Source organism: Polynucleobacter sp. JS-JIR-II-c23, from assembly GCF_035011225.1.
Lineage (GTDB): Bacteria > Pseudomonadota > Gammaproteobacteria > Burkholderiales > Burkholderiaceae > Polynucleobacter.
Window position 1 is genome coordinate 383,903 of the sequence record NZ_JAYGQT010000001.1, and the last position, 26,350, is coordinate 410,252.

A 26,350-nucleotide genomic window follows, 5' to 3' on the forward strand; every position below is an offset into this window, starting at 1 on the left:
CGTAATGGGCAATGGCTTAACTCTGACCGAGTTCATCGCCCATAGTCTTGCCACGCTGACTGGCTGCATCAATCGCTTTTTCTAAAATTTCATGCCAACCTTGTTGTTTCATGACATCTAGAGCAGCAGCAGTGGTTCCACCTTTGGAAGTAACTCTTTCGCGGAGAACACCAGCATGCTCATCAGAGTTATGGGCGAGCTGTGTAGCGCCTTCAAGAGTGGCATAAGCCAGCTTGCGCGCTGTCTCTGAGTCAAGACCGAGCTTCTCTCCAGCAGATTGCATGGCTTCTAAAAATGCAAAGACATAGGCTGGGCCACTACCAGAAACAGCAGTTACTGCATCCATCAATTTTTCTTCTTTTACCCAAACGGTTTGGCCTACCGCATTACAAATAGTTTCAGCTAAGGTACGATCAGATTGATCTACAGCAGCATCTGCAAAAAGACCGGTAATCCCTTTGCCAATTAAGGCTGGAGTATTGGGCATAGCGCGCACACAGCGCGTGTGATCAAGCCAGCGACTCATATCTTTTAGGCGAATGCCGGCAGCGATGCTCAGAATGAGCGGGCCGGGAGCGCTAGCATGCTTAAGTTTAGTTGCCAAACCTTTGGCAACGACATTGAAGTCTTGGGGTTTGATCGCCATGACAAGCACATTATTTTTAGAGAAGTCAAAAGCGATATGTTCTAAAGCGCTAATGCCTTGAACGCCAAAATCTTCGTGTAGCTTGAGGGCGGTTGTAGCATTTGCTTCTACAACGGAGATTTGATTGGATTCGAATCCATTAGCAAGAAGGCCGCTAATGAGGGCGCGCCCCATATTGCCACCACCAATAAAGGTGATGTGTGCATTGCTATTGTTTTGTGCGATTTTGTTTGTGCTCATTTGTTAATCTTATCGCGCTTCCCGAAAATGGCTGTACCAACGCGAACTACAGTGCTGCCTTCAGCGATAGCGGCCTCTAAATCATCGGACATACCCATCGAAAGGGTGTCAAAGAACTGGTAACCAAGTTCAGTGAAATGGCTGGCCTGTATGCGCTTGAAACAATCTTGTACGGCTGCAAAAGCCTGGCGTTGCAAGACGGGGTCTGGATTAGGTGCGGGAATAGCCATCAAGCCCCGCAGAACTACGTTTGGCAGGGAGGTAATAGCGTTACAGAGCTCTTCAACTTCAACCAGGGAAATGCCGCTTTTGCTCTCTTCCTCGCTAACATTGATTTGTACGCAAACCATCAATGGCGGTAAGTCTGGAAACTCGCCGCGTTGAGCGGATAGGCGCTCTGCAATTTTGAGGCGGTCCACACTATGAACCCAATCGAAGTGTTGCGCTACTTCCCTGGTTTTATTGCTCTGCAAAGGGCCAATGAAATGCCAGGTCAACCAAGGGCGCAATTTGGCTAACTTCTCAATTTTTTCAACGGCCTCTTGCACATAGTTTTCACCAAAGGCTGATTGACCAGCATGCATAGCTTCTTCAACTGCAGAAGCTGGAAAGGTTTTGCTAACGGCTAAAAGTTCAATATCTTCCGGCTCACGCTTTGCTGCAAGGGCAGCAAGTTCAATCCTCGCTCTGACTTGCATCAGATTAACAACAATGGAATTCATGAGGCCTTAGAAGATTTGCTAAGTAATTGATCTACGATTTCAATCCAATGCACAACTGGGGTATCTTCTTGCTGCAGATGGGTGATGCAGCCAATGTTTCCAGAAACAATAACCTCTGCACCAGATTCCTCGCAGGCAGCGTTTAAGTGAGTTAACTTGTTTTTACGAAGTTGCTCAGAGAGCTCTGGTTGAGTAACGGAGTAAGTGCCTGCAGATCCGCAGCAAAGATGGCTGTCAGCGCATAAACGCACGCCAATACCGATACTAGAAAGCAATCCCTCAACCTTGCCGCGAATTTGTTGGCCATGTTGCAGGGTGCAGGGTGGGTGATATACGACGCCTGGTTTTGGATCTGTACCTACCAGCTGCACCAGCTCATTTTGTAAGGAAGGCAGTATTTCCGAAATATCTTTGGTCAGCTCTGAAATCTTCTTCGCTTTGGCTGCATAGACGGGATCATTTGCAAACAGGTGGCCGTAGTCTTTGACCATCACACCACAACCAGATGCCGTCATGACAATGGCTTCCACGCCACTTTCAACCAAAGGCCACCACGCATCAATATTTTGCTTGGCATTATCTAAACCGCCAGCTTGATCATTAAGGTGATAGCGTAGTGCTCCGCAGCAAGTGGCATTGGGCGCACTAATCATTTGAATCTTTAACGCGTTAAGCACACGCGCTGTTGCTGAATTGATATTCGGGAGCATGCCAGGCTGAACACAACCCTCTAGCAAAACCATTTTGCGCTGATGAGCTGCAGTGGGTCTTGCATAAGCATCGGTGGAATTAGCCAATGCTTTATTTACAGTCAGTGGGATCTTGCGTTTGATACCGCTTGGCATCAATGGGCGTACTAAACGACCTAGAGTCATTGCTGTATTAAATAAAGCGGGCTTAGTTAAACCTTCTTTTAGGGCCCAACGGGTCAAGCGTTGGCCGATTGGGCGCTCAGGCGTATTGTCTTCTGCCCACTTGCGACCTATGTCTATTAAGTTGCCGTATTGAACACCGCTCGGGCAAGTACTCTCGCAATTGCGACATGTTAAACAGCGATCTAAATGCAAGCGAGTCTTTTCAGTGGGTGCCTGCCCTTCGGCGATCTGCTTAATTAGATAGATGCGTCCGCGAGGCCCATCTAACTCATCGCCTAGTATTTGATAGGTAGGGCAGGTGGCCGTACAAAAACCACAGTGAACACATTTGCCCAGAATGCGGGCTGCCTCGATACCTTCCGGCGTGTTGGCAAATTGAGGAGCGAGTTGAGTTTGCATAGAAAGGCTTATGGAAGACGTTTAGTGGCGAATACACCTGAAGGATCAAAAGCTGATCTCAGGCGTTCTTGCACTGCCTCAAGGGCAAAGGAGTGAGCTTGCTCGGATAGCAAGGTAAAACGCTGGTGGCTAGGGTCTACATTTGCACCCTGTCTAAAGCGAGTTGCATGTCCCCCATGGGAATTAGCAATGGCCTTGATGGCTTTAAAGGTGGCCTCATCGCCAGGCGCTTTCAACCAGCGTTGTTGACCATGCCACTCCAGAACAATTTCATCTGAGGCGCCAGTGATAGTAACTGGCCCGCAGGCTGCAGGTAGTGCCAAACGATAAAGTGTTTGATCAGCACCTAGATTGGCAAATGCAGAAAGTTTTTGCTCACGCAAATCATTCCAGAAATGTTCAGCTATATCTTCTTTGACCTCAGTAGCCATCACTACAGAACTCATCAGGGGAATTGCAGCCTTTACAGCAGCTGCTGCACCAGCGAGACGGAAAGTTAACTCCCCATCTCCACCTTTAGATGAACCAATCCAACAGCTTGCAGATAGAGGTAATGGCTGTCCCGCCCATTCATTCAAGATCTTGAGGGCTTTCTCTTGAGAGATCTGACAACGTAAGGTTGCGGTCGCAGCAGGTTTAGGTAGCACCTTGACTGATGCTTCTAACAAAAGAGCAAGGGTTCCCAAGGAGCCAGGCAACAAACGAGAGACGTCATATCCCGCTACGTTCTTCATGACCTTACCGCCAAAGGAAAGATCTTGGCCTTTGCCATCAATAATGCGAGCGCCCAATACAAAGTCACGGAAGTTACCCACAGTGATGCGTCCTGGACCAGCAAGGCCGGCGGCAATTGCCCCGCCAAAGGTTGCATTTTCACCAAAGTGCGGGGGTTCAAAAGCAAGCACTTGATTCTTTTCTTTGAGAGCGGATTCAATTTCTTTTAGCGGAGTTCCGGCACAAGCAGTGATGACCAATTCTTCTGGTTGGTATTCCAAAATTCCTGAGTAGCCACGTGTGTCTAGTTTGGTATAGCCATTTGGATTGCCGTACCAAGATTTTGTACCGCCGCCCTCAATCGAGAGCGGGGTTTTATTCTTAGCTGCATTGAGAATTTGCTCGCGGAATGCATTGATTTTTGGATCGGAGTGAATCATCAGAAACGCTCCAATTCTGGGTGAGGCAATTGGCCGCCGCTAATGCGCATACGACCATATTCTGCGCAGCGACTCAAAGTCGGAATAGCTTTATCTGGATTGAGTAATTTTTCTGGATCAAAAGCACTCTTCACACCCCAGAAAGATTCACGCTCACCTTCACCAAACTGCACGCACATCGAATTAATTTTTTCAATGCCAACACCATGCTCACCAGTGATCGTGCCACCGAGTTCTACACAGGCTTCTAGGATTTCAGTGCCGAATTCTTCTGCGCGATGCCATTCTTCTTGGTCGGCACCATTAAACAAAATCAGAGGATGCATATTGCCGTCACCCGCATGGAATACGTTTAAACATCCAAGACCATACTTTTCTTCCATACCCTGAATGCGCTTGAGGAGCGTAGCAATATGGCGACGAGGAATGGTGCCATCCATGCAATAGTAGTCTGGGGCCAAGCGGCCTGCGGCTGGGAATGCGTTCTTCCGGCCACTCCAAAACTGTAAGCGTTCACCTTCATCTTTAGAAATCTGTATTCCGCTTGCACCAGCTTCTTCAAGCACTTTGGTCATGCGGTCAATTTCTTCGGCAACTTCTTCTGGAGTGCCATCAGACTCGCAGAGCAAAATAGCTGCAGCTTCTAAGTCATAACCTGCATGCACAAATTCTTCTACGGCGCGAGTGGTAGCTTTGTCCATCATCTCCAAGCCAGCAGGAATGATGCCGGCTGCAATGATGGCAGCAACTGCGTTACCACCCTTTTCGATGTCATCAAAACTTGCCATGATGACGCGAGCCAATTTTGGTTTCGCTACTAACTTGACCGTGACTTCAGTAACTACAGCGAGCATGCCTTCACTACCCATCATGATGGCGAGTAGATCGAGTCCAGGCGCATCTGGTGCTAAGCCCCCAAATTCAACAATCTCACCGTTCATGAGTATTCCGCGCACACGCAGAACGTTATGCAGAGTGAGTCCGTATTTAAGACAGTGCACGCCACCCGAGTTTTCATTGACGTTGCCACCAATCGAACAAGCAATCTGAGAGGAGGGATCCGGAGCGTAATACAAGCCAAGATGGGCAACTGCTTCAGAAATAGCAAGATTGCGCACGCCAGGTTGAACGACTGCAGTACGGGTAAAGGGATCAATGCTGATAATTTTCTTGAGTTTGGCTAATGACAGAACCAATCCCTGAGAAAGAGGCATTGCGCCACCCGAGAGACCGGTTCCTGATCCGCGAGGCACTACGGGGATTTGCATTGCATAGCAAATCTTCAAAATTTGGGCAACTTGCTCTTCTGTTTCTGGCAGAGCTACTGCCAAAGGCATCCGACGGTAGGCGGCTAGACCATCACATTCATAGGGAATGGTGTCTTCTGGCTCCCATAGAAGGGCATGTTCCGGCAGGATTGGGCGCAAGGCTGCAACCAATTTGGACTGAAGGGCGCTAATAGCGGCTAATTCGGGGGGTGGGGTCACCATATTCATAAGAATCATTTTAGCCATTTACCTATAATTAAGCTTATGGGAAATCGACTATCAAAAATCGCCACTAGAACCGGTGACGCAGGAATGACGGGCTTGGGTGACGGAAGTCGCGTAGAGAAGGATCACTTACGGGTCTGCGCTATGGGCGATATCGATGAGTTGAACTCAGAAATCGGGGTTTTAATGACCGAGGAGATCCCAGCAAGCATTTCTGCTGAATTACAGGAGCTTTTTCTGCAGGTGCAACATGATTTATTTGATTTGGGTGGTGAGCTTTGTATTCCCAATTACAAATTACTCAACCCTGAGCACGTAGCGCAGCTAGATGTTTGGCTCGAAAAATACAATAAACAATTACCCCCTTTGACTGAATTCATTTTGCCGGGCGGAACTCGCGCTGCCGCTCAAGCGCATGTTTGTCGCACCGTATGTCGCAGGGCGGAGCGTTCGATTGTTCGCTTGGGTTGGGAAGAGCCTTTATATGATTCCCCTCGTCAATATGTCAACCGCCTATCTGATTTGCTCTTTGTGCTTGCACGTATTTTGAATCGTGCGGCTGGTGGTTCGGATGTGTTGTGGAAGCATGAAAAAAAAGAGACTAAATAAATTAGTCTCTTTTATCAGTAGTACTTAAAAAATACTGCAGTATTACTTTTTCTTGCTTCTACGTTTCTTAACGGCTGTAGCTAGACGCTCCAGTACCTTCACAGAGTCATCCCAGTTGATGCAGGCATCGGTAATACTCTTGCCGTATTCCAATTTGCTTGGATCATCTTTTCCTGGCGTAAATTTCTGAGCTCCATCATTTAAATGACTCTCAACCATCACGCCAAAAATCTGGTGTGAGCCAGATTCAATTTGCTGTGCCACATCGTCAGCAACCACAATCTGACGCTCATGCTTCTTGCTTGAATTGGCGTGGGATAAATCAACCATCAAACTGGCTGGAAGCTTGGCTGCTTCTAGCTCAGAGCAGGCCGCTTGCACAAACTGAGCTTCATAGTTTGGCTCTTTGCCACCACGCAAAATCACGTGGCAATCTTTATTGCCTTTAGTTTCCACAACAGATACTTGACCATTTTTATGAACGGATAAGAAATGATGTGGACGACCTGCAGCTTGTATCGCATCAGTAGCAATTTTGATGTTGCCATCAGTGCCGTTCTTAAATCCGATAGGTGCAGACAAGCCAGAAGCAAGTTCGCGATGAACTTGGCTCTCAGTAGTACGTGCACCAATAGCACCCCATGAAATCAGATCCGCAATATATTGCGGGGAAATCACATCCAAGAATTCGCTACCAGCTGGCATGCCAAGGCGATTAATTTCCATCAATACTTGGCGTGCCAGACGTAGCCCCTCTTCAATGCGATAGCTTTCATCCAGATACGGGTCGTTAATCAAACCCTTCCAGCCAACAGTAGTGCGTGGCTTTTCAAAATACACGCGCATCACAATTTCTAATTCACCGGCAAAACGCTCGCGCTCAGCTAAGAGGCGTTGGCAATATTCCAACGCTGCTTTTGGGTCATGAATGGAGCACGGTCCGATGATCACGAGTAAGCGGTCATCCTTGCCATGAATAATGTCGCGGATTTTTTTGCGAGTGTTGCTGATCAACGCTTCAGTAGGCGTTCCAGAAATCGGAAAGAAGCGAATTAAATGCTCTGGCGGAGGCAGAACAGAAATGTTGTCAATGCGTTGATCGTCAGTATCTGAAGTCTTGTCGACTGCAGAGTACCAATTAGCGGGATTCGTATTTTGTTGGCTCATCCGGCTATTTTAAGCCGTAATTAGCCAATATTAGGCAGTCCCACCTACAGTCAGGCTATCAATCCTCAGGGTAGGCTGCCCAACCCCGACTGGAACACTTTGCCCTTCCTTGCCACAAACCCCAATCCCACCGTCTAATTTCAGGTCATTTCCGATCATAGAAACCTGTTTTAGGGATTCTGGCCCGCTACCAATAATGGTCGCGCCTTTGACGGGATATTGAATTTTGCCGTTCTCAACCCAGTAGGCCTCTGAAGCAGAAAACACAAATTTGCCACTAGTGATATCAACCTGACCACCACCAAAGTTCACTGCGTATAAACCGCGCTTGATGCTGGCGACAATTTCTTGAGGATCATCTTTGCCGGCCAACATATAGGTATTGGTCATTCGTGGCATTGGTAGTGAAGCAAAACTTTCACGCCGACCATTACCGGTGAGAGGCATATTCATGAGTCGCGCATTTAGACTATCTTGAATGTAACCTTTCAATATGCCGTCTTCAATTAAGGTGGTGCATTGAGTGGGAGTACCTTCGTCATCGATATTCAGAGAGCCTCTACGTCCAGATAAAGTTCCATCATCCACAACGGTGACACCCTTAGCCGCAACGCGCTGTCCAATGCGACCAGCAAAAGCAGAGGATCCTTTGCGATTAAAGTCGCCCTCGAGACCATGACCAACTGCCTCATGCAATAGAACGCCTGGCCAGCCTGGTCCCATTACTACTGTCATTGGACCAGCAGGTGCTGGGCGCGATTCCAGATTTACTAGGGCTCCGTCAACAGCTTCATCAACATAGCGATTAATCAAATCAGTATTGAAGTAGAGATAGTCATGACGTGCGCCACCGCCAGAGGAGCCTGATTCACGTCGACCATTCTGTTCTGCAATGACATGTACTGAAACGCGTACTAGTGGGCGTACATCTGCCGCCAACAAACCATCTGCTCGCACTACCAATACGACATCAAATTCCCCGGCCAGACTGGCCATAACCTGGATGATCCGTGGGTCACGTGCTTTAGCGCGACGTTCTATGCTTTCCAGAAGTGCGATTTTTTCTTTGGGTTGAAGAGAATCTAAAGGATTGACATCCGAGTAGAGCTTATTGGATACGGGGTTAAATAATTTGCTTGCAACCGCTTGCTTGCCACCCTCGGGCCCTATTACTCGAGTAGCTTTGGCTGCTTTATTTAAAGCTTCTAAATTAATCTCATCTGAATAAGCGAAAGCCGTCTTATCGCCATAGATAGCGCGCACACCAACGCCTTGATCAATATTAAAGCTGCCGGACTTAACAATGCCTTCTTCAAGACTCCAGCTCTCACTGCGAGTATGTTGAAAGTAGAGGTCTGCATCATCAAGGCGATGGGCAAATAAGTTGCCAAAGGTGCCGTGCAAATCTTGCTCGGATAAGCCGGTTGGTTCGAGCAAAATAGATTTGGCTAGTTTGATGAGGTCTGCTTGCTTTTTGGCTTTAGTCCAATTGGCGGGGAATAGTGCTTCTGGTGCATTCATGTGATTCAGCAAATCTTTCTTTAAAGCTTGCGATGCGCAAGTGCGGGTAACTTAGAGCGTACCTCGTTTAATTTATCTTTGCACAAAACCCCAGAAATAAAGCCTTCCCCCTCAGGGAGGTTGGCTAGGATGCTGCCCCAAGGATCAATCAGCATGCTGTTACCCCAAGTGCGACGTTGATTTTGATGAATGCCGCCTTGGGCGGATGCTAATACGTAACATTGGTTTTCGATAGCACGAGCACGTAAGAGGATCTCCCAGTGATCCTTGCCGGTTGTATAAGTAAATGCGGCTGGGATGATATGGCAATCTACCTGTCCAAGGGCGCGATAGAGCTCTGGGAAGCGCAGGTCATAGCAAATACTTAAACCAAAGGTCCAATCATTTCCGCCAATTGAAATTTTTAAGAGGCCCGGCGCATTGCCAGCCTCAATCGTTTCCGATTCTTGATAACGCTCAGTTGCTGTTTGAAAACCAAATAAATGAATTTTGTCATAACGAGAAATTTGCTCGCCGGCAGGATTAAAGACAAGGGTTGTATTCAGTACTTTATTGGAATCTTTTGCTTCCAGTGGAATAGTGCCTGCCACTAGGTAAATATTATTTTGTTTTGCAATATCCGAAAGTTGCTCTTGGATGGGGCCGCTTCCAAGGCTTTCGCGGGCGCGCACCTTATCGGTGTCCTTGAGGCCCATTAAGCAAAAATACTCTGGCAAGACGGCTAGTTGTGCGCCTTCAGTTGCAGCTGCAGCGATGAGTCTGCTTGCTGTAGATAGATTCTCCTGTACATCAGGGGTAGAGACCATCTGAATGGAGGCAATCTTGAGATCGGCACTGCTTGCTGATAGGCTCATGATGATTTAGTTAGAAATTTTGTTGGAGTTGCCTGAATTACTTGGGTTACTTTGTGGTCCAGAGTTATTGCTGTTTGGTTTACTTTGCTCTTTTAACAAGTCTTTACTGCGAATGGTGTCTAAAGTTTTCGAGTCAATTGGCTGACCTTTTTGATCAAGAGGAATCACTTCTGGATCATCCCAAGAGCCTTGGACCAGATAGTCTGATTGGAGATTACGATTGATTTGACTCGTAATTAAGTACTGCCCAACCAATGCGCCCAGACCTACGATAGGATTAATGGCAAATGCAGCTAATGAGCCAGCTGTTGCATCAATTGTTGGGAATATGGTGACACGCAAATCTTGCGTTTGTTTGGGGATATTGATTTGCCCATTCATGGCAACCCGTGCTTGGTCTAAACCCATTGTGAATTGCTTTGTTTGAGCAACTCCGGAGCTAATATCAAAAGAAGCATCAATGGAATTAAATGGCGTTCCCTTGGTCACAATATTGCCCAAGCTTCCCTGGAGGTCCAGAGTAGCAAATCTAAATAAACTTTGTAGGCTGAGAACATCGAGTAGCTTGGCGCCGCTGGTATTCACCTCCAACAGGCGACCTTTTTCAAGATTCAAAGTTACTTTGCCGGCTAGCGTCTCATATTGAGGTGTGAAAGGAGTGCCATCCCACTCCACGTTACTTGTGAGTTTGCCCTGGCCACCTTCGACTGATTTTTGGCTGGTCCAATGTCCAATAATTTGACCGGCATCCTTAATGTCTAAATCAACATTCACTGTTGTGTGTTCATCTTGATTCTGGGTGGCGCCAACCCAGCGCCCAGTCAAAACAGAGCTGCCTTGGGGGTTATTAAATTGAATGGAATCCATATTAAGGACGTTGTTATTTGTCCTAGTTTTAATTTTCACCTGACCAAGTTGAGCCTTGCCCCAGTCGAAGTCATCAATAGCTAGGTCAATGCTAGGAATAGAGTCTGGCTTAATCGTATTTTTGCCGGCAAGATTTTTTGGCGCCGGCTTTTTAGTCTCAATGGGAGCGCTGACTTTCTCAGGAAATTTGAGTCGCACTAGGCGACCACCAATCAAGCCACTTGGTTGTGACTTATTGGGTTCTGTATATTGCAGTTGACCGGCGATGGAGGGTGAATTAATGCGCATTTGCCAAGCAACATTTTTATTGCTGGCTGAAAAATTGAGATCCTGCCAATTACGTTCAAACAAAATTACTTTTTTTACTTGGGCAGCAATTTGAATGTTGATTGGATTGCTTTCTTCTGGTTTAGAGGAGCCTTTTTTCTTTTGGCTTTCTAAAAAATCTTGCCATGTATCGATGTTGAGCTCTGCACTTGCAAGATTAAGTTGAAATCCTTGAGCCGGTGGCACTGCGGAAGTGCCAATTCCTACTGCATGACGAAGAGTGTCATCACTGCCAAGTTCACCTTGAATAAAGTAGGCGTCACCAATTTTTCCATCCCATGTAAATCGACTGGAGACGGAGGGTGATTTCGCAAAGGATTTCAGGGTTAATTGGCCTGACATGGGTGTCCCCATCTGCTTTTTCGCGGGGGCTGGTGCTGAACTAGCCCAATTACGCATATCAATCTTGAGATTGGTTTCGCTATTGCCTTTATTGAAATGAATGGCACCCTCATATTTTGCTACGCCGCTCATTGCTTGCAAAATCGGTGCCACCTGAACCGATGCATCTTTTGCGAAGTAGTCTTTAATAAAGCTGGCGCTAATATCACCTGAGATGTTGTAGCTCTGGCTGCCTTGATTTGGCGTTCCACTTGAAATCTTGATATCGCCACCAAGGAAATTAGCGGTGATATCTTCGAATTCAGGATTGATCTCGGTTATACGAATCTTTCCTTTGAGGTTATCCAGAGGCGGCAAGTCATCCCACTGGACTCTGTTGCCAGGAAAACTTAATTGAATATCGGTTTTAGTGTCTCCGTTACCAGATAGGGGAATGCTAAGAGCCAAATTGAGATTGGTAGGTCCTGTAACCTTTAGATTGCGCTCAAGCGCAATCTGCTTTTGACCAACAGGTGAGGCAAATAGATATTCAAGCAGTTGTGGCGCGCCTCCTTGAGCCTCACCATTCACCGTCAGAAGTAATTGCTTTGCGCTCACACTAGGAATTTCTGCATGAAATTTGCTTAGTGCAACCTGTTTGTAGCTTGCTTGATCGATATCTACCGTAAAGTTAGCATTCTGCATATTGATCATGCCGTTTACTTTATTGAATGCGGGCCAAACACCTTGTGCGGTAGATGAGCTTGGTACTGGGCTGAAGGTAGCGCCATTAATCGGTAGCTTGAGTGTGAATTCTCCTGAGCCTACTTTGGGGAAGGGCACTTCATTGGGATCACCTTTAATATGCAAGCTACCATTTTTAATGATGCCTGCATCAAAGGCTTTACTTAAATAGGATTTGGCATCACTGCCCATGCCAACGGGCAAATAACGATAAGCGGTTTTGAGATCAGCCTGAGCAAAATTCATATCCAGGTTCATGAAGTCAGGATTTTTACCTTCGCCAATGATGTAATTAAGATTGAGAGTGGTTGAAATCTCCGAATTACTGAGCGCTAACTGCTTTGCATTAACGACCCAATTCCCTTTTTGTTTTGCCCAAGAAATTTGACCATTGGCTTGATCAAGCTTGATTTTTGGATCAACCAATAGATCGTTAACCTCGAGCTCTAGATCGCTTGATTTAATCGAGAAGCTGCCCTTGTTTTGGTCGGCAGAAAGGAAGCCAGACAGTTTGGATACTGAAGGCATCGCTTTATTGATGCCAACAAAGCTGAGGTCGATGAGTTTTCCGCTCACAGTAAAGTCTACTTTGTTCGACTTGAACCATCCACCTGGAATATTGAGGGCAGATAAGGGTGATTTACTTTCAGACCAATTGATATCGAGATCTTGTAACTCACCATCGGCTTGCGAGGCTTTAATCCACTGATGAACTTTTTTGGATAGCGGTAGGTTGAGGGCAAATAAGGCAATATCTTCAACTGAAATCTTTGGCGATGAAAAACCAAACTCTTTAATTTCCCCGTCTCCCGCTGGCGGTCTCCAGCGGAAAGTCATTGGGCTTAAATTCTCGAGGGGGGTAGATGCTGGACTCTCAGTGTCACGCCATGCAAATGTCTTAGTAGTGACCGCTATCAGTCCATTATCAGTTTCTTGAACCAGGTTAGTTTCTAGCCTTCCAAGAGCAATGGCATCTTCACCTTTAGATAGTTGAATAGTTAAACGATCGGCAGCAAGAAAAACTTCTCCGCCATCAGGTTTGCCGTTGTCAATTTTTAATTTTCCATTGGAGTTCACTACTCCCTCAAGCGTATTGAGCGAGAGAGCAAATTCATTTGCTATTTGAGTGAGCTGAAGTTCATTTACATTCCAAGAGATGGTCCCAATCCAATCACGCCAATTACCTGCTTGGCCGCCGATATGGTGCACAAGATCAATATCAAGCGAGACTGGCCCTTTAGTCCAGGGCGTAATGACACTCAGCGAGCCTTGATGACTACGAATGCCATTGCTAAGAGAAAGGTTTTGAATATCTATTGAAGTAATGGGTTTCTTTTTGAGTTGATCATCCCAAAATAATTTGACATTGCTGACACGAATCTCATTTTGAGCAAAGAGCCAATTCTCAGTGGAGTAGTCATTGGATTTTCCGTCTATGGGGATGCCGGCAACAGTAATGACGCCTTTGCCATTACGTTGCCCATAAATTTCAGCACCCTCGATATTGAGCTCATGAAAGAATGGGGCTAGGTGATAAAAAGTTGCCCAACTGAGTTGCCCATCAATTTTCTGAATGAATAAGAGCGGTTTCGCTTTATCGGGCGCGTTGAAGCGCAAACCTTCAATTTCAAAATTAGGTCTAATGCCCGTCCATGAAACTTGTAGAGAGTCCATAGATACATCGGCACCAATACGAGCACTAATGAGTCTCTCAACCGAGGCTTTAGATTTCTCAATTTGCGGCCAAAGAACAAAGCGCACGCCCACATGCACCAGCACACAAAGAGCCAAAACAACGCCCATCAAGATGAGGGCACGCTTACGCCAAGCCCCATTCGAACCTTGAGGACGTTTAGCAAGTACGCTCTTGAGGCGAGGCGGGATGATGTTTTGCAGCATGACCTCCATTATCCTTCAGCCCCAGCCTGATCGACAAGCTTCTGGCTTGTGCCTTGGGGTCGGATTAAGATGGGGGAATGGATGATTTTTCCCAGCAAATCGATTTTTTAGAGCAGCACTCGACTTATGCGCGACGTTGGCTAACTGCTCACCCTGAGTGGCTTGAGTGGCTCCGTATTCAGGGGCAGAAAAAAGTCGATATACAGGGCATTAAGGCCTTGCTAAAAGACTGTGGTGTCGATGAACGGGCAGATGCGCAAGACGAGGCCCTATGGATGACCAATTTGCGCTTGGCAAGGCAGCGTTTGATGCTCTGGGTTGCATTTAGAGACTTAAATGGCATGGCCGCCTTGCAAGAGGTGACTCAGGCGCTGAGCCATTTTGCTGAATTAGCAGTTTCCGCATCCATTACCTTTATTAGGGCAGACCTCAAAACTCGCTTCGGCTTGCCTTGGAGCAACGCAACGCAATCAGAGATGCCGCTCATGGTTGTCGGCATGGGTAAATTGGGCGGCCTTGAACTCAACCTGTCATCAGATATCGATTTGATTTTTCTCTATGAGCATGAGGGTGAAACTACGGGTGGGCCTAAGAGTTTATCCAACCAGGAATGGTTCACGAGAATGGGCAAACGCTTAATTAAATTGCTTGCTGAGCACGACGCCAATGGGTTTGTTTTTAGAGTAGATATGCGTCTTCGTCCCAATGGAGATTCAGGGCCCCTAGTATGTAGTTTGGATATGCTGGAAGAATATCTATTGGTTCAGGGGCGAGAGTGGGAGCGCTACGCCTGGATTAAAGGTAGATTAATCGCGCCTCTACCTGGGACCCCAGATTTTTCTCGCTGCCAAAGAGAGCTTGACCAACTGATTCGGCCCTTTGTATATCGTCGACATTTAGATTACGGTGTGATTGCCTCCATTCGGGATTTGCATGCACAAATTCAGGCAGAAGCAGAAAAACGCTCTTCGGGTCATCAAGGTCGTTCACGCGATATTAAGTTAGGGCGGGGCGGTATTCGAGAGATTGAGTTTTTGGCGCAAATGTTTCAACTCATGCGAGGCGGTACAGATCCTCGCTTTAGAGTCCGCCCAAGCTTGGAGGTCTTAGATCTCATTAAACAATGTGGCATCTTGCCCGCCGATGAAGTGGATGCGTTACAGGCAGCCTATGTTTTCTTGAGACGCTTAGAGCATCGTATTCAGGTATGGGACGACCAGCAAACCCACTATCTGCCTGATGATGCTGAAGTGCGGTCACGTTTGGCGATTTCGATGCAAGGCCAAGGGGCGGAAGTAAACGCTTTTATGGCCGAACTGGAGCGGCATCAAAATAAGGTTGCCCAGCTTTTTGAAAAAGCATTTTTACTGGACGATGGCTCGCGTCTGGAGATGGCGCCCTTAGCTCGGGACTGGGCGCCTGATCCAATATTTTTCCCTGACTCCTATATTCGGTGGCAGTCGTGGGTTGATAGCCCAAAACAAAAATTATTGCCGAAAAAAAGTCGTTTAATTTTTGATAACTTGATGTGCAAGGCGGCAGAGAGTTTGCAGATTGAAGCTGCTACCTCGGCACATGCTGACCAAACACTATTGCGTTTGTTTGATTTGCTTGAGGCAATTGCGAGGCGTAGTGCCTATCTTTCTATTTTGGCTGAGTATCCCAGAGCATTATCTAATGTGCTTGACTTACTCAAGGCATCGCAATGGGGTGCGCAATATCTAACGCGTCATCCACATTTACTGGATCACTTATTAAACTCTCAAACCGAGAGGGCCTTAATCGAGGAGCCAGAAAGATATTGGACCGAGGTGCGAGCCAATCTCAATATGCGGCTCGATGATGTTATGGCTGATGGTGATGGCTCTGAGCAGGCGATGGATATCCTTCGAGTCACCCATCACAACGAAACCTTCATCACGCTATTGACGGATCTAGGTATTGGCGTGCAACAAGCATTGCCGGTGGAGCGGGTAAGCGACCACCTGTCTGCTTTAGCGGATTTAATTTTGCAGACGACATTTGAGCGGGTTTGGCCTAGTGTGGCTCAAAAGTTTGATTTACCTCTTGAGGCTAACCCTCCATTTGCAATTATTTCTTATGGCAAATTGGGTGGCAAAGAATTAGGCTATGCCTCTGATTTAGACATTATTTTTTTGTATCAAGCTGAAGACTCAGACTATGCGGCTCAAGAAATTTATGCCTTGCTAGCAAAGCGCATGATTAATTGGTTAACTGCATTTACTTCTACTGGTAGCTTATTTGAAATCGATACGCGTCTTCGTCCTAATGGCTCTGCTGGATTCTTGGTAACGAACGCGGATGCCTTTAAAAAATACCAACTTCGAGAAGGTGATAATGCGGCTTGGGTCTGGGAGCATCAGGCCCTTACGCGAGCTCGTTGCTCGGCCGGTAATCCGGGCGTGGGCAAATTTTTTGACTCAGTTCGTTCCGAGGTCTTAACTCAGAAACGAAATATTAGTCAGCTCAGGACAGAAATTTTAGAAATGCGCCGTAAGGTGCATGCAGGTCATCCCAATACCAAGGCCGATTTTGACTTAAAGCATGATTCTGGCGGTATGGTCGATATTGAATTTATTGTCCAGTTCTTGGTCTTGGCTTATGCCTATCAACACGCTCAACTCATTGGTAATCTTGGCAATATCGCTTTGTTGCGAATTGCTGGTGATGTGGGCTTAATTACCCAAGAGGCTGCACTCACTGTTGGCAACGCGTATCGACTGTTGAGGGCTCGTCAACATCGCTTGCGTTTGGATGGGGTCGAAAAGACCCAAATTAATCTAGAAAATGAGCTTGAGCTCATTGCGGCAAGAGACGCAGTTCAAGCGCTTTGGCTGGAGATTTTTAAAGCACCTTCAAGCATTGGCTAGAAGTAATGCAGCTTTAGTTTTGCTCTAGCAACTCACGGGCATGACGACGAGTGGTGTCGGTAATGTTAGCGCCACCAAGCATGCGGGCCACTTCTTCCACCCGTTCAGCCCTACCCAAAATCTGTACTTGCGATACCGTCTTCTCACCGTTTTGAGATTTGCTCACTTTGAGGTGATGATTGCCTTGAGCCGCTACCTGTGGCAAATGGGTTACACATAAGATCTGGTGAGATTGACCCAATTGATGCAATAGTTTGCCTACTGTTTCAGCAACTGCGCCACCAATCCCCGCATCCACTTCATCAAAGATGAGTGTAGGAGTGAATGAGGCTTTGCTTGTAATAACGCTAATTGCAAGGCTAATACGTGCCAGCTCTCCACCTGAGGCTACCTTAGCAAGTGAGCGGGGAGTGCTACCAGCATGACCGGCTACTAAAAATTCAATTTGCTCAAGACCTTGGGATCCGCCTTCGCTAAGGGGTGTTAAAGCGATCTCTAGGCGCCCACCTGCCATGGATAGATCTTGCATGGCATTAGTTACTAAATCGCCTAGCTCTTTGGCGGCCTTGCTGCGTTTTTGTGAAAGCTGTTTTGCCAGCTTTAAGTAAACGACTTCTTCTTGTTTGACTTGATCTCGGAGTGCTTCAATATTTTGGGATGCGGTTAAAGCGTCCAGGCGTTCTGATGTCTCCAAAAGAAGTTTTGGTAGTTCATCAACCTCTGCGCGGTATTTGCGAGCCGTACTATGCAATGCTTGCATCCGCTCTTCAACTTCAGAAAGTCGAGCGGGATCTAAGTCAATCTTTTGCAGGTAACGATTGAGACCATGAATGGCTTCATCTAGCTGAATGCTGGCCGACTCTAGTGCTTGATTAATCTCGCCTAAGGCTGGGTCATGCTCCGCTAGGGCGCCTACATTGGCGCATACCTTCGACAAGGTAGATTCCAGAGAATTATCGGCATCGCTCAATATTTCAATTGCTTCTTGGCAACCACCAATTAACTTTGCACCATTTGCTAAGCGGGCGTGCTCACTTTGAATATTGACCCATTCACCTTCTTGTGGGGAGAGCTCGGTGAGTTCTTCCAGTTGCCACTCAAGGCGCTCACGCTCACGTTCAACGTCTTGACCTGCATTTTCTGCTTGCTCAAGACGGCGACGAGAATTGGCCAGTGTTTTGAAGGTTTGTGCTACTTCTGCAGAGAGTGGCAACAAGCCAGCGTGGCGATCGAGAAGTTCGCGTTGAGCACCACCCTTTAATAAGAGTTGGTGAGCATGTTGCCCGTGAATGTCCACTAGCTGATCACCGGCTTCACGCAATTGCGTTAGCGTCGCAACGCTGCCATTAATAAAGGCACGACTGCGGCCATTACTTTCTACGGTTCTTTTGAGTAATAAGCTTTGGCCCTCATCCTCAAGGGGGAATCCTTGCTCATCCAGCCACCGACTAAACGATTGCACTAACTCTGGCTCAATCCGAAAGAGGGATGAGATTTCTGCGCGGTTACTACCTTCACGTATTTGGCTGCTATCAGCACGCTCACCCAGCACTAAGCCAAGGGCGTCTAGCAGAATTGATTTGCCTGCACCGGTCTCGCCGGTGAGCACAGTAAACCCGCTTGAGAAATCTAGCTCTAGCTGATCAACAATGACAAAGTCACGGAGTGAGATGGTTTGAAGCATGTATTAGCGTAGCAAAAAACTCGACATCAGAAAGTCGATGGATACTCATTCCAGTGCAATTTCTCACGCAAAGTTTTGTAGTCGCTGTGATTGCTGGGGTGTAATAGGGCGATTGTTTTGTCGGATTGACGTACTTCAACCTTGTCGCCGCTCTGTAGATTGGTTTGTGATTGCATGTCGAAATTGACAATGACTTCAAGTCCATTCACAACCTCAATCACAGTAACACTATCTTGAGGCAAAACAATAGGTCGATTGGAGAGAGAGTGTGGCGCAATCGGGACAAGCAATATACCTGCCACATGTGGATGCAAAATAGGTCCGCCAGCTGAGAGTGCATAAGCGGTTGAGCCAGTAGGTGTCGATACGATCAAGCCATCAGATCGTTGGTTATACATAAATGAGCCATTGACGTGCACTGCCAACTCGACCATTCCTGAAATACCAGAGCGATTCACGACAACATCATTGAGCGCTAATGCGCGATTAATTTCTTTGCCATTACGAAGAACTACAGCATCGAGTAATGTGCGTGTATCGGCTTCGTATTCCCCGGAAATAATTTTGGGCAGCGTAGTCTGAACCGACTGAATTGGAATATCAGTCATATAACCAAGACGACCCATATTGATTCCAACGAGCGGAACATTGCTGCCTGCTAATTGACGTGCAATGCCTAGCATGGTGCCATCGCCTCCCAAAACGACAACAAGGTCAATTGCTCCAGCAAAGTCTTGCGCAGTTTTTGTGGGGTAGGTGTTCAAACCAAGGTGATTGGCTGTCTCAGACTCAATAAAGACCTCACAACCTAATCCTGAGACCACTTTGGCTAGGTCTTTGAGGTGCTCTTCAATGCCATCAGCATGAAATTTGCCGACAAGCGCAACCCGGCTAAATGCCTTTTTGCTGGAATTTGGGGATGGGCTTAACATATAACGATTAAACCATAGGCATAAAATCCCTTCCACCATGGATGAACGTTCCCGCGCCTTACTAAAAACTCTCATCGAGCGCTATATCGAGGAGGGTCAGCCTATTGGCTCGCGCACACTGTCTAGATTCTCGGGTTTGGACCTCTCCGCAGCCACTATTCGTAACGTGATGGCGGATTTAGAGGAGATGGGGCTTGTTACCAGCCCCCATACTTCAGCTGGCCGTATTCCAACCCCCCGGGGTTATCGCCTGTTTGTAGATACTATGGTGACGGTGCGCCCTTTGGAAGCGATGGCTGCTCGAGAGGTTGAAAAAGGCCTTTTGCCGGACTCTCCACAAAGGGTCCTGAACTCTGCAGCGCAGATTTTGTCCAACTTGACCCATTTTGCTGGTGTTGTCATGACACCCAAACGAGCCCAGGTTTTTAAACATATTGAGTTCTTGCGCTTAGGCGAAGGTAAGATTTTGCTCATCATGGTTACGCCAGAGGGTGATGTGCAAAATCGTATATTACCAACCACTCAGGATTACACGCCAAGTCAACTCATTGAGGCGGGTAACTTTATCAACGCCCAGTTTGCTGGAAAAAGTTTTGATCAAGTGCGTATGCATCTGAAATCCGACTTAGATAATTTACGTACAGATATTGCTGGCTTAATGGCTTTGGCCTTGCAAACAGGTGTTGCTGATTACGACATGGGGCGGGGCGACATGGTTTTGTCTGGTGAGCGTCGCTTATTGAATGTTGGAGATTTAAGTTCCAACTTGGACAAGTTGCGAAAAATGTTTGATATGTTGGAGCAAAAATCGGTACTCATGCAATTGCTCGACGTATCAAGTCATGCGGACGGTATTCAGATTTTTATTGGCGGTGAAAGTGATCTATTGCCTTACGAGGACCTCGCTGTGATCAGCGCCCCATATAGCGTAGACGGTCAAGTGGTAGGCACGCTGGGCGTGATTGGACCAACGCGCATGGCATACGATCGAGTCATCCCTATTGTTGATATCACCTCAAAATTACTGTCAGGCGCCTTAAGCTCCTAATCGCAAACTCAACTTTTTATATTTCAAACTCATTACTAGAGACAAATCATCTTGAATCAGAACCCGCATTTACGCGCATCTAAAACTGCTGTCCTGTTATTGAATTTAGGAACACCATCGGCTCCAACATCCAAAGCAGTGCGCGCCTATTTAAAAGAATTTCTTTCTGATCCACGCGTAGTAGAAATTCCACGCATTATTTGGTGGTGCATTTTGAACGGCATTATTTTGCCTATCCGCAGTGGTGCATCCGCAAAAAAATATGCCTCTATTTGGTTGCCAAAATTAGGTTCTCCATTAATGCATTACTCACGCTTGCAGGCGAAAGAATTGGGCGAGAAATTTGCCAATGAGGGGCATACAGTTTTGGTGGATTTGGCAATGCGCTATGGCCAGCCCTCTACACAGGTTGTCCTGGAGGGTCTTAAGGCACAAGGTATGGAGCGTTTATTGTTATTGCCTTTGTACCCTCAATACTCCGCCACAACCACGGCATCTAGCTTTGATGAAGTCTTTCATGTTCTCAGCACATGGCGCGACCAACCAGAGTTGCGTTTGGTCAAACACTATCACGACAACGCCGCATACATTTCCGCATTGCGTGATCAGGTGTTATCGAGCTGGGATAAAGATGGGCGCCCTGATTTTGCAAAAGGCGATCGCTTAGTGATGTCTTTCCATGGTTTGCCAAAGCGTAATTTAATGAAGGGTGACCCCTATCATTGCGAGTGTCTGAAAACAGGTCGCTTGCTGGGTGAGTCTCTGGGTTTAGAGCCTGGACAATATATTGTGACCTTCCAGTCCCGTTTTGGTAAGGCGGAATGGTTAAAGCCCTATACAGCTCCAACCATTGAAAAGTTAGCCAAAGAAGGTTGCCAGCGCATCGATATTTTTTGCCCTGGATTTCCGGCAGATTGCCTGGAAACACTAGAAGAGATCGCCATGGAAGCCCGCGAAATCTTCCTAGAGCATGGCGGTAAAGACTATCGCTACATTCCCTGCCTGAACAGCAGCCCCAGGTGGATAGAGGCTCTGAGCGATATTGCCCATCATCATCTTCAAGGCTGGTCTTTAGGCGTGGAGTCTGACGCTGAATTAGCGAAGCGCAATGAAAGGGCTGAGCTGGCTGAAAGAATGAAGTCTTGAAATTGCAACAATCAGCCCCATATTGCAAAGTAATAGCCATCTTTATAGAAAAGTAAAATAGCGTCCATGACACAAGAAAACCAAAACCCATCTCCAGAGCAAGAGAATCCTTCTGCAGAGCCAGTCAATGAATCTGCAGCAGAAACTCCGGCTGTGAAAACGCCTGAACAGGAAATTGCCGAACTCAATCAAAAGATTGGTGAGCTGCAAGATAACTTCTTGCGCGCTAAGGCGGAAGGAGAAAATATTCGTCGCCGTGCTGTGGAAGATATTGCGAAGGCGCATAAATTTGCGATTGAAAGTTTTGCAGAGCATTTGGTGCCCGTGACGGACAGTCTTTATGCTGCATTGAGTACCGATGCTGGTGATGCTAAGGCCTTTAAGGAAGGCCTGGAAATTACCCTTAAGCAGCTACTGTCTGCCTTTGAAAAAGGCCGCATGACAGAAATTAACCCTGCGGTTGGGGATAAGTTTGACCCGCACCACCATCAGGCCATTGCTTCCGTACCTTCTGAGCAAGAGTCCAACACAGTGGTTTCTGTATTGCAGCGGGGCTACACCGTAGCCGATAGGGTTCTCAGACCTGCTTTAGTGACGGTCAGTGCCCCAAAATAAGCTAAAAAGGGACTAAAACCCTAAAAAAGGCATAAAAAAGTTGAAAAAGGCAGATTTCTGCCTTTTTTGCTCTTTATCCCCTTGAAATCCCCTTTTTAGACCCCATTTACTGGGTATCGAAATATTTATCAGTACAACAAACAATTTAATTTTTTGGAGCAATTATGGGAAAGATTATCGGAATCGACTTAGGAACCACGAATTCATGCGTTTCAGTCGTTGAAAACAATGCACCTAAAGTTGTCGAGAACGCTGAAGGCGGTCGCACAACTCCATCCATCATCGCTTACGTTGAAGATGGCGAAGTATTGGTTGGTGCGCCTGCAAAGCGTCAGTCAGTAACCAATCCTAAAAATACTATCTACGCAGTGAAGCGTTTGATGGGTCGTAAATTTACTGATCCTGAAGTGCAAAAAGACATCAGCTTGATGCCATATTCAATCATCGCTGCTGATAACGGCGATGCTTGGGTGTCAGCACGCGACAAGAAAATGGCGCCACAGCAAGTGTCCGCTGAAATCTTGCGCAAGATGAAGAAAACTGCCGAAGATTACCTTGGCGAAGAAGTGACAGAGGCCGTGATTACTGTTCCTGCTTACTTTAACGATAGCCAGCGCCAAGCAACTAAGGATGCTGGCCGTATCGCTGGTTTAGATGTTAAGCGCATCATCAATGAGCCTACTGCTGCTGCATTAGCGTTTGGCTTGGATAAACAAGACAAGGTGGATCGCAAGATCGCTGTGTATGACTTGGGTGGCGGTACATTCGACGTATCCATCATTGAGATTGCTAACGTTGACGGTGAGAAGCAGTTTGAAGTTCTCTCTACCAACGGCGATACATTCTTAGGTGGTGAAGACTTTGACCAACGCATCATTGATTGGATCATTGCTGAGTTCAAAAAAGAGCAAGGCGTTGACTTGAGCAAAGACGTATTGGCGTTGCAGCGTTTGAAAGATGCTGCTGAAAAAGCCAAGATCGAATTGTCATCTGCACAACAAACTGAAATTAATTTGCCATATGTAACGGCTGACGCTAGCGGTCCTAAGCATTTGAACTTGAAGTTGACCCGCGCTAAGTTGGAGTCTTTGGTTGAAGAGTTGATTAGCCGTACAGCTGGCCCTTGTTTAACTGCTATTAAAGATGCCGGTGTAAACGTAGCTGACATCGACGACGTGATTTTGGTCGGCGGACAAACTCGTATGCCTGCGGTTCAAGACAAAGTAAAAGAAATCTTTGGTAAAGAGCCACGCAAAGACGTTAACCCAGATGAAGCTGTTGCTGTTGGCGCTGCAATTCAGGGTTCTGTATTGTCTGGCGATCGCAAGGATGTATTGCTCTTGGACGTTACCCCATTGTCATTGGGTATCGAAACTCTTGGTGGCGTCATGACCAAGATGATTCCTAAGAACACGACAATCCCTACCAAGCATTCACAGGTTTACTCCACTGCGGAAGATAACCAGCCTGCTGTAACCATTAAGTGCTTCCAAGGTGAGCGCGAGATGGCTGCTGCAAACAAGTTACTAGGTGAATTTAACCTCGAAGGTATTGCTCCTGCGCAACGCGGTATGCCACAAATTGAAGTGACTTTTGACATCGATGCCAACGGTATTTTGCATGTAACAGCAAAAGACAAGACCACCGGTAAAGAGAACAAGATCACCATCAAGGCAAACTCTGGTTTGACTGAAGAAGAAATTCAACGCATGGTGAAGGATGCTGAAGCCAATGCTGCTGAAGATAAGAAAGCGCTTGAGTTGGTAACTGCTCGCAATACTGCAGATGCCTTGGCTCACTCAACCAAGAAGGCTTTGGAAGAGCATGGTGCTAGCTTAGAGGCTTCTGAAAAAGAAGCGATTGAAGCAGCCTTGAAGGACTTGGACGAAGCCATTAAAGGTAGCGACAAGGAAGCCATTGAAGCTAAAACAGAAGCTTTGGGTAAAGCAAGTCAGAAGCTGGGCGAAAAAGTCATGGCTGCTGAACAAGCTAAAGCTGGCGGTGCCGCACCTGGTGCAGCTCCTGGTGGTGCAGCCCCTGGCGCCGCCCCTGATGCGGATGTTGTTGACGCTGACTTTAAAGAGGTTGATGACAAGAAGTAATTCTGCAATTAGACATTCATTAACGTAGTTTTGATGTACTTAAATAACAAGTCGGCCTCGTGCCGACTTGTGTCATTCAGGTTGTTGAGAGGAATAGGCCGTGCCTAAAAGTAAACGCGATTTTTATGAAGTGCTTGGTGTAGCAAAAGGTGCCAGTGACGATGAGCTAAAAAAGGCTTATCGCAAGATGGCGATGAAACATCACCCTGATCGCAATCCCGATAGCAAAACGGCTGAAGCCCAATTTAAAGAAGTTAAGGAAGCTTACGAAACCTTAACCGATCCCAATAAACGTGCCGCCTATGATCAATATGGTCATGCTGGCGTGGACCCATCTATGGGTGGCGGATTTGGCGGCGGCGGTTTCGGTGGTGGTGGATTTTCTGATGCGTTTGGGGATATCTTTGGGGATATCTTCGGTCAAGGCGGCGGCCGTCATTCTGGCCCTCAAGTCTATAAAGGCGCAGATTTACGCTACAACATGGACATTACGCTTGAGCAAGCCGCTGAAGGTTATACAACCCAAATTCGTGTACCTAGCTGGAGTAATTGCAAGCCTTGTCATGGTACCGGCGCAGAGCCTGGATCTAAGGCTGAGACTTGCACAACCTGTAACGGTCATGGTCAAGTGCGTGTGCAACAAGGCTTCTTCTCCATGCAGCAAACTTGCCCTAAGTGCCGCGGCACTGGCGAGTACATTCCAAAGCCATGCAAGACTTGCCACGGTAGCGGAAAGCATAAAGAACAAAAAACACTTGAGATCAAAATACCGGCAGGCATTGATGATGGAATGCGTGTCCGCTCAGTGGGTAACGGTGAACCAGGTGTCAATGGTGGACCCTCCGGCGATCTTTATGTAGAGGTGCGTGTTAAGCCGCATAAAGTCTTTGAGCGTGATGGCAGTGACTTACATGTTCAAATGCCAATCTCTTTTGCGACAGCTACCATCGGTGGTGAAATCGAAGTGCCAACACTCTCTGGTCGCGTGGAGTTTCCAATTCCTGAGGGAACTCAGACGGGTAAGACTTTCCGCTTACGAAACAAGGGTATTAAGGGTCTGCGATCTACCTTGGTGGGCGATCTCTTTGTCCACGTTCTGGTAGAAACTCCGATTAAGCTTACAGAAGAGCAAAAGAAATTATTGAAGCAGTTTGACGATAGTCTGAAATCTGCTGGCGACAAACACAGCCCCCAACAAAAAGGTTGGTTTGATGGTGTAAAGAGTTTCTTTAGCTAGTAACTAGTGGGCAGGCTAGCTGGCAATTAGCCAGCAAAGCCATGCTCGGGCCCGGGGAATTTCCCGGACTTCACTTCGCGTACGTAAGCCTTGACTGCGGCCTCAACGGAGTGATGACCATCCATAAAGTTTTTGACAAACTTCGGTGGTTTGCCTGGGCTGATGCCCAACATATCCTGTAGTACCAATACTTGACCAGAGCAATCTGGACCGGCACCAATTCCGATAGTGGGAATATGAAGTTCAGCAGTAATCTTTTCGCCCAATGAAGAGGGAATTGCTTCCAGCACTACCATTTGGGCTCCAGCTTCTTGGCAGGCAAGTGCTTGCTCAAGCATGACGCTTGCAGCATCTTTAGATTTGCCCTGTACTTTGTAGCCGCCCAAGACATGAACTGATTGAGGTAGTAATCCTAAGTGAGCGCAAACAGGAACACTGCGCTCAACTAAATGACTAATGACATCAATCTGCCAGTCGCCACCCCCTTCAAGCTTGACCATGTCTGCACCAGCGCGCATCAATTGAGCAGAGGACTCTAAGGCCTGTACTGGATCTCCGTAGCTTGCAAATGGGAGGTCAGCGATGAGAAATGCATGGGTATTAGCACGGGCTACACATTCAGTGTGATACGCCATTTGTTCAATGGTCACTGGTGTAGTGCTGGAGTGTCCTTGGATCACATTCCCAAGAGAGTCACCAATCAAGATCGTTTCAACAGCGCAGCGATTGAGAAGCGCTGACATAGTTGAGTCGTATGCCGTGAGCATGGCAATTTTTTCACCCTCAGCATGCATTGCGAGGAGCTTAGTAATTGTGATTGGCTTGTCGCCTTGTAAGTAACCCATGGCGAGAGTTTA

Annotated in this window: 19 protein-coding genes; 7 read left to right on the forward strand and 12 right to left on the reverse strand. The window is 47.0% G+C overall.

From position 1 onward, the window contains the following. Positions 1-16: 16 nt before the first annotated feature. Genes proC through VC159_RS02120 form a run of 5 tightly spaced genes read right to left on the reverse strand, consistent with a single transcriptional unit; the run spans position 17 to position 5,526 of the window. Positions 17-886: a pyrroline-5-carboxylate reductase gene (gene proC / locus VC159_RS02100; protein ID WP_323472559.1), complete on the reverse strand. Its 870-nt coding sequence runs from the start codon at positions 884-886 to the stop codon at positions 17-19. Beyond that, positions 883-1,608 carry a YggS family pyridoxal phosphate-dependent enzyme gene (locus VC159_RS02105; RefSeq protein WP_323472560.1) on the reverse strand — a complete coding sequence of 242 codons (726 nt, stop codon included), beginning with the start codon at positions 1,606-1,608 and terminating at the stop codon, positions 883-885. Before VC159_RS02105 ends, proC begins: the two co-directional genes overlap by 4 nt. Then, positions 1,605-2,882: a glycolate oxidase subunit GlcF gene (glcF, locus tag VC159_RS02110; protein ID WP_323472561.1), complete on the reverse strand. Its 1,278-nt coding sequence runs from the start codon at positions 2,880-2,882 to the stop codon at positions 1,605-1,607. Before glcF ends, VC159_RS02105 begins: the two co-directional genes overlap by 4 nt. Positions 2,883-2,890: 8 nt before the next feature. Next, entirely contained in the window at positions 2,891-4,036 is a 1,146-nt protein-coding gene (gene glcE, locus VC159_RS02115) for a glycolate oxidase subunit GlcE (RefSeq protein WP_323472562.1), read from the reverse strand. Next, positions 4,036-5,526 carry an FAD-linked oxidase C-terminal domain-containing protein gene (locus tag VC159_RS02120; protein ID WP_323473548.1) on the reverse strand — a complete coding sequence of 497 codons (1,491 nt, stop codon included), beginning with the start codon at positions 5,524-5,526 and terminating at the stop codon, positions 4,036-4,038. Before VC159_RS02120 ends, glcE begins: the two co-directional genes overlap by 1 nt. 42 nt (positions 5,527-5,568) lie before the next feature. Between VC159_RS02120 and VC159_RS02125 the strand changes: the two genes are divergently transcribed. Continuing rightward, positions 5,569-6,138, forward strand: a complete 570-nt coding sequence (locus tag VC159_RS02125; RefSeq protein ID WP_072582808.1) for a cob(I)yrinic acid a,c-diamide adenosyltransferase — start codon at positions 5,569-5,571, stop codon at positions 6,136-6,138. Positions 6,139-6,180: 42 nt separating this feature from the next. On the opposite strand, the gene VC159_RS02130 is transcribed toward VC159_RS02125, so the two are convergent. From VC159_RS02130 to VC159_RS02145, 4 genes are read right to left on the reverse strand one after another with little or no spacing between them, the layout of a single operon-like run. After that, positions 6,181-7,305: a 3-deoxy-7-phosphoheptulonate synthase gene (locus VC159_RS02130; protein ID WP_323472563.1), complete on the reverse strand. Its 1,125-nt coding sequence runs from the start codon at positions 7,303-7,305 to the stop codon at positions 6,181-6,183. A gap of 30 nt (positions 7,306-7,335) precedes the next feature. Then, positions 7,336-8,826 carry a metalloprotease TldD gene (tldD, locus tag VC159_RS02135; RefSeq protein ID WP_323472564.1) on the reverse strand — a complete coding sequence of 497 codons (1,491 nt, stop codon included), beginning with the start codon at positions 8,824-8,826 and terminating at the stop codon, positions 7,336-7,338. A 20-nt stretch (positions 8,827-8,846) separates the two neighbouring features. Continuing rightward, positions 8,847-9,680, reverse strand: a complete 834-nt coding sequence (locus VC159_RS02140; RefSeq protein ID WP_323472565.1) for a carbon-nitrogen hydrolase family protein — start codon at positions 9,678-9,680, stop codon at positions 8,847-8,849. Positions 9,681-9,686: 6 nt separating this feature from the next. Continuing rightward, entirely contained in the window at positions 9,687-13,838 is a 4,152-nt protein-coding gene (locus VC159_RS02145) for a YhdP family protein (RefSeq protein ID WP_323472566.1), read from the reverse strand. 77 nt (positions 13,839-13,915) lie between these two features. On the opposite strand from VC159_RS02145, the gene glnE reads away from it, so the two are divergent. Beyond that, positions 13,916-16,729: a bifunctional [glutamate--ammonia ligase]-adenylyl-L-tyrosine phosphorylase/[glutamate--ammonia-ligase] adenylyltransferase gene (gene glnE / locus VC159_RS02150; protein ID WP_323472567.1), complete on the forward strand. Its 2,814-nt coding sequence runs from the start codon at positions 13,916-13,918 to the stop codon at positions 16,727-16,729. A gap of 13 nt (positions 16,730-16,742) precedes the next feature. On the opposite strand, the gene recN is transcribed toward glnE, so the two are convergent. Together recN and VC159_RS02160 are read right to left on the reverse strand one after the other, a co-directional pair. Next, a complete protein-coding gene (gene recN / locus VC159_RS02155; protein ID WP_323472568.1) occupies positions 16,743-18,413 on the reverse strand; it encodes a DNA repair protein RecN in 1,671 nt (556 codons plus the stop codon). A 26-nt stretch (positions 18,414-18,439) separates the two neighbouring features. Beyond that, positions 18,440-19,345, reverse strand: coding sequence for an NAD kinase (locus VC159_RS02160; protein WP_323472569.1), 906 nt, complete (start codon positions 19,343-19,345; stop codon positions 18,440-18,442). Positions 19,346-19,382: 37 nt separating this feature from the next. On the opposite strand from VC159_RS02160, the gene hrcA reads away from it, so the two are divergent. The 5 genes from hrcA to dnaJ all read left to right on the forward strand — a co-directional run bounded on the left by hrcA (position 19,383) and on the right by dnaJ (position 25,493). Next, entirely contained in the window at positions 19,383-20,393 is a 1,011-nt protein-coding gene (hrcA, locus tag VC159_RS02165; RefSeq protein WP_323472570.1) for a heat-inducible transcriptional repressor HrcA, read from the forward strand. Positions 20,394-20,444: 51 nt separating this feature from the next. Then, positions 20,445-21,539: a ferrochelatase gene (hemH, locus tag VC159_RS02170; protein WP_323472571.1), complete on the forward strand. Its 1,095-nt coding sequence runs from the start codon at positions 20,445-20,447 to the stop codon at positions 21,537-21,539. Between the two features lie 66 nt (positions 21,540-21,605). Next, complete coding sequence (gene grpE / locus VC159_RS02175) at positions 21,606-22,154, forward strand: nucleotide exchange factor GrpE (protein WP_215358559.1); 549 nt, start codon at positions 21,606-21,608, stop codon at positions 22,152-22,154. A 164-nt stretch (positions 22,155-22,318) separates the two neighbouring features. Beyond that, entirely contained in the window at positions 22,319-24,256 is a 1,938-nt protein-coding gene (gene dnaK, locus VC159_RS02180; RefSeq protein ID WP_216262713.1) for a molecular chaperone DnaK, read from the forward strand. A 100-nt stretch (positions 24,257-24,356) separates the two neighbouring features. Then, positions 24,357-25,493, forward strand: a complete 1,137-nt coding sequence (gene dnaJ / locus VC159_RS02185) for a molecular chaperone DnaJ (protein ID WP_323472572.1) — start codon at positions 24,357-24,359, stop codon at positions 25,491-25,493. A gap of 26 nt (positions 25,494-25,519) precedes the next feature. Here the strand turns inward: dnaJ and panB are convergent, their stop codons facing one another. Next, positions 25,520-26,338 (reverse strand): 3-methyl-2-oxobutanoate hydroxymethyltransferase, encoded by an 819-nt coding sequence (panB, locus tag VC159_RS02190; RefSeq protein WP_215358554.1) that lies wholly within the window; start codon positions 26,336-26,338, stop codon positions 25,520-25,522. Positions 26,339-26,350 lie beyond the last annotated feature (12 nt).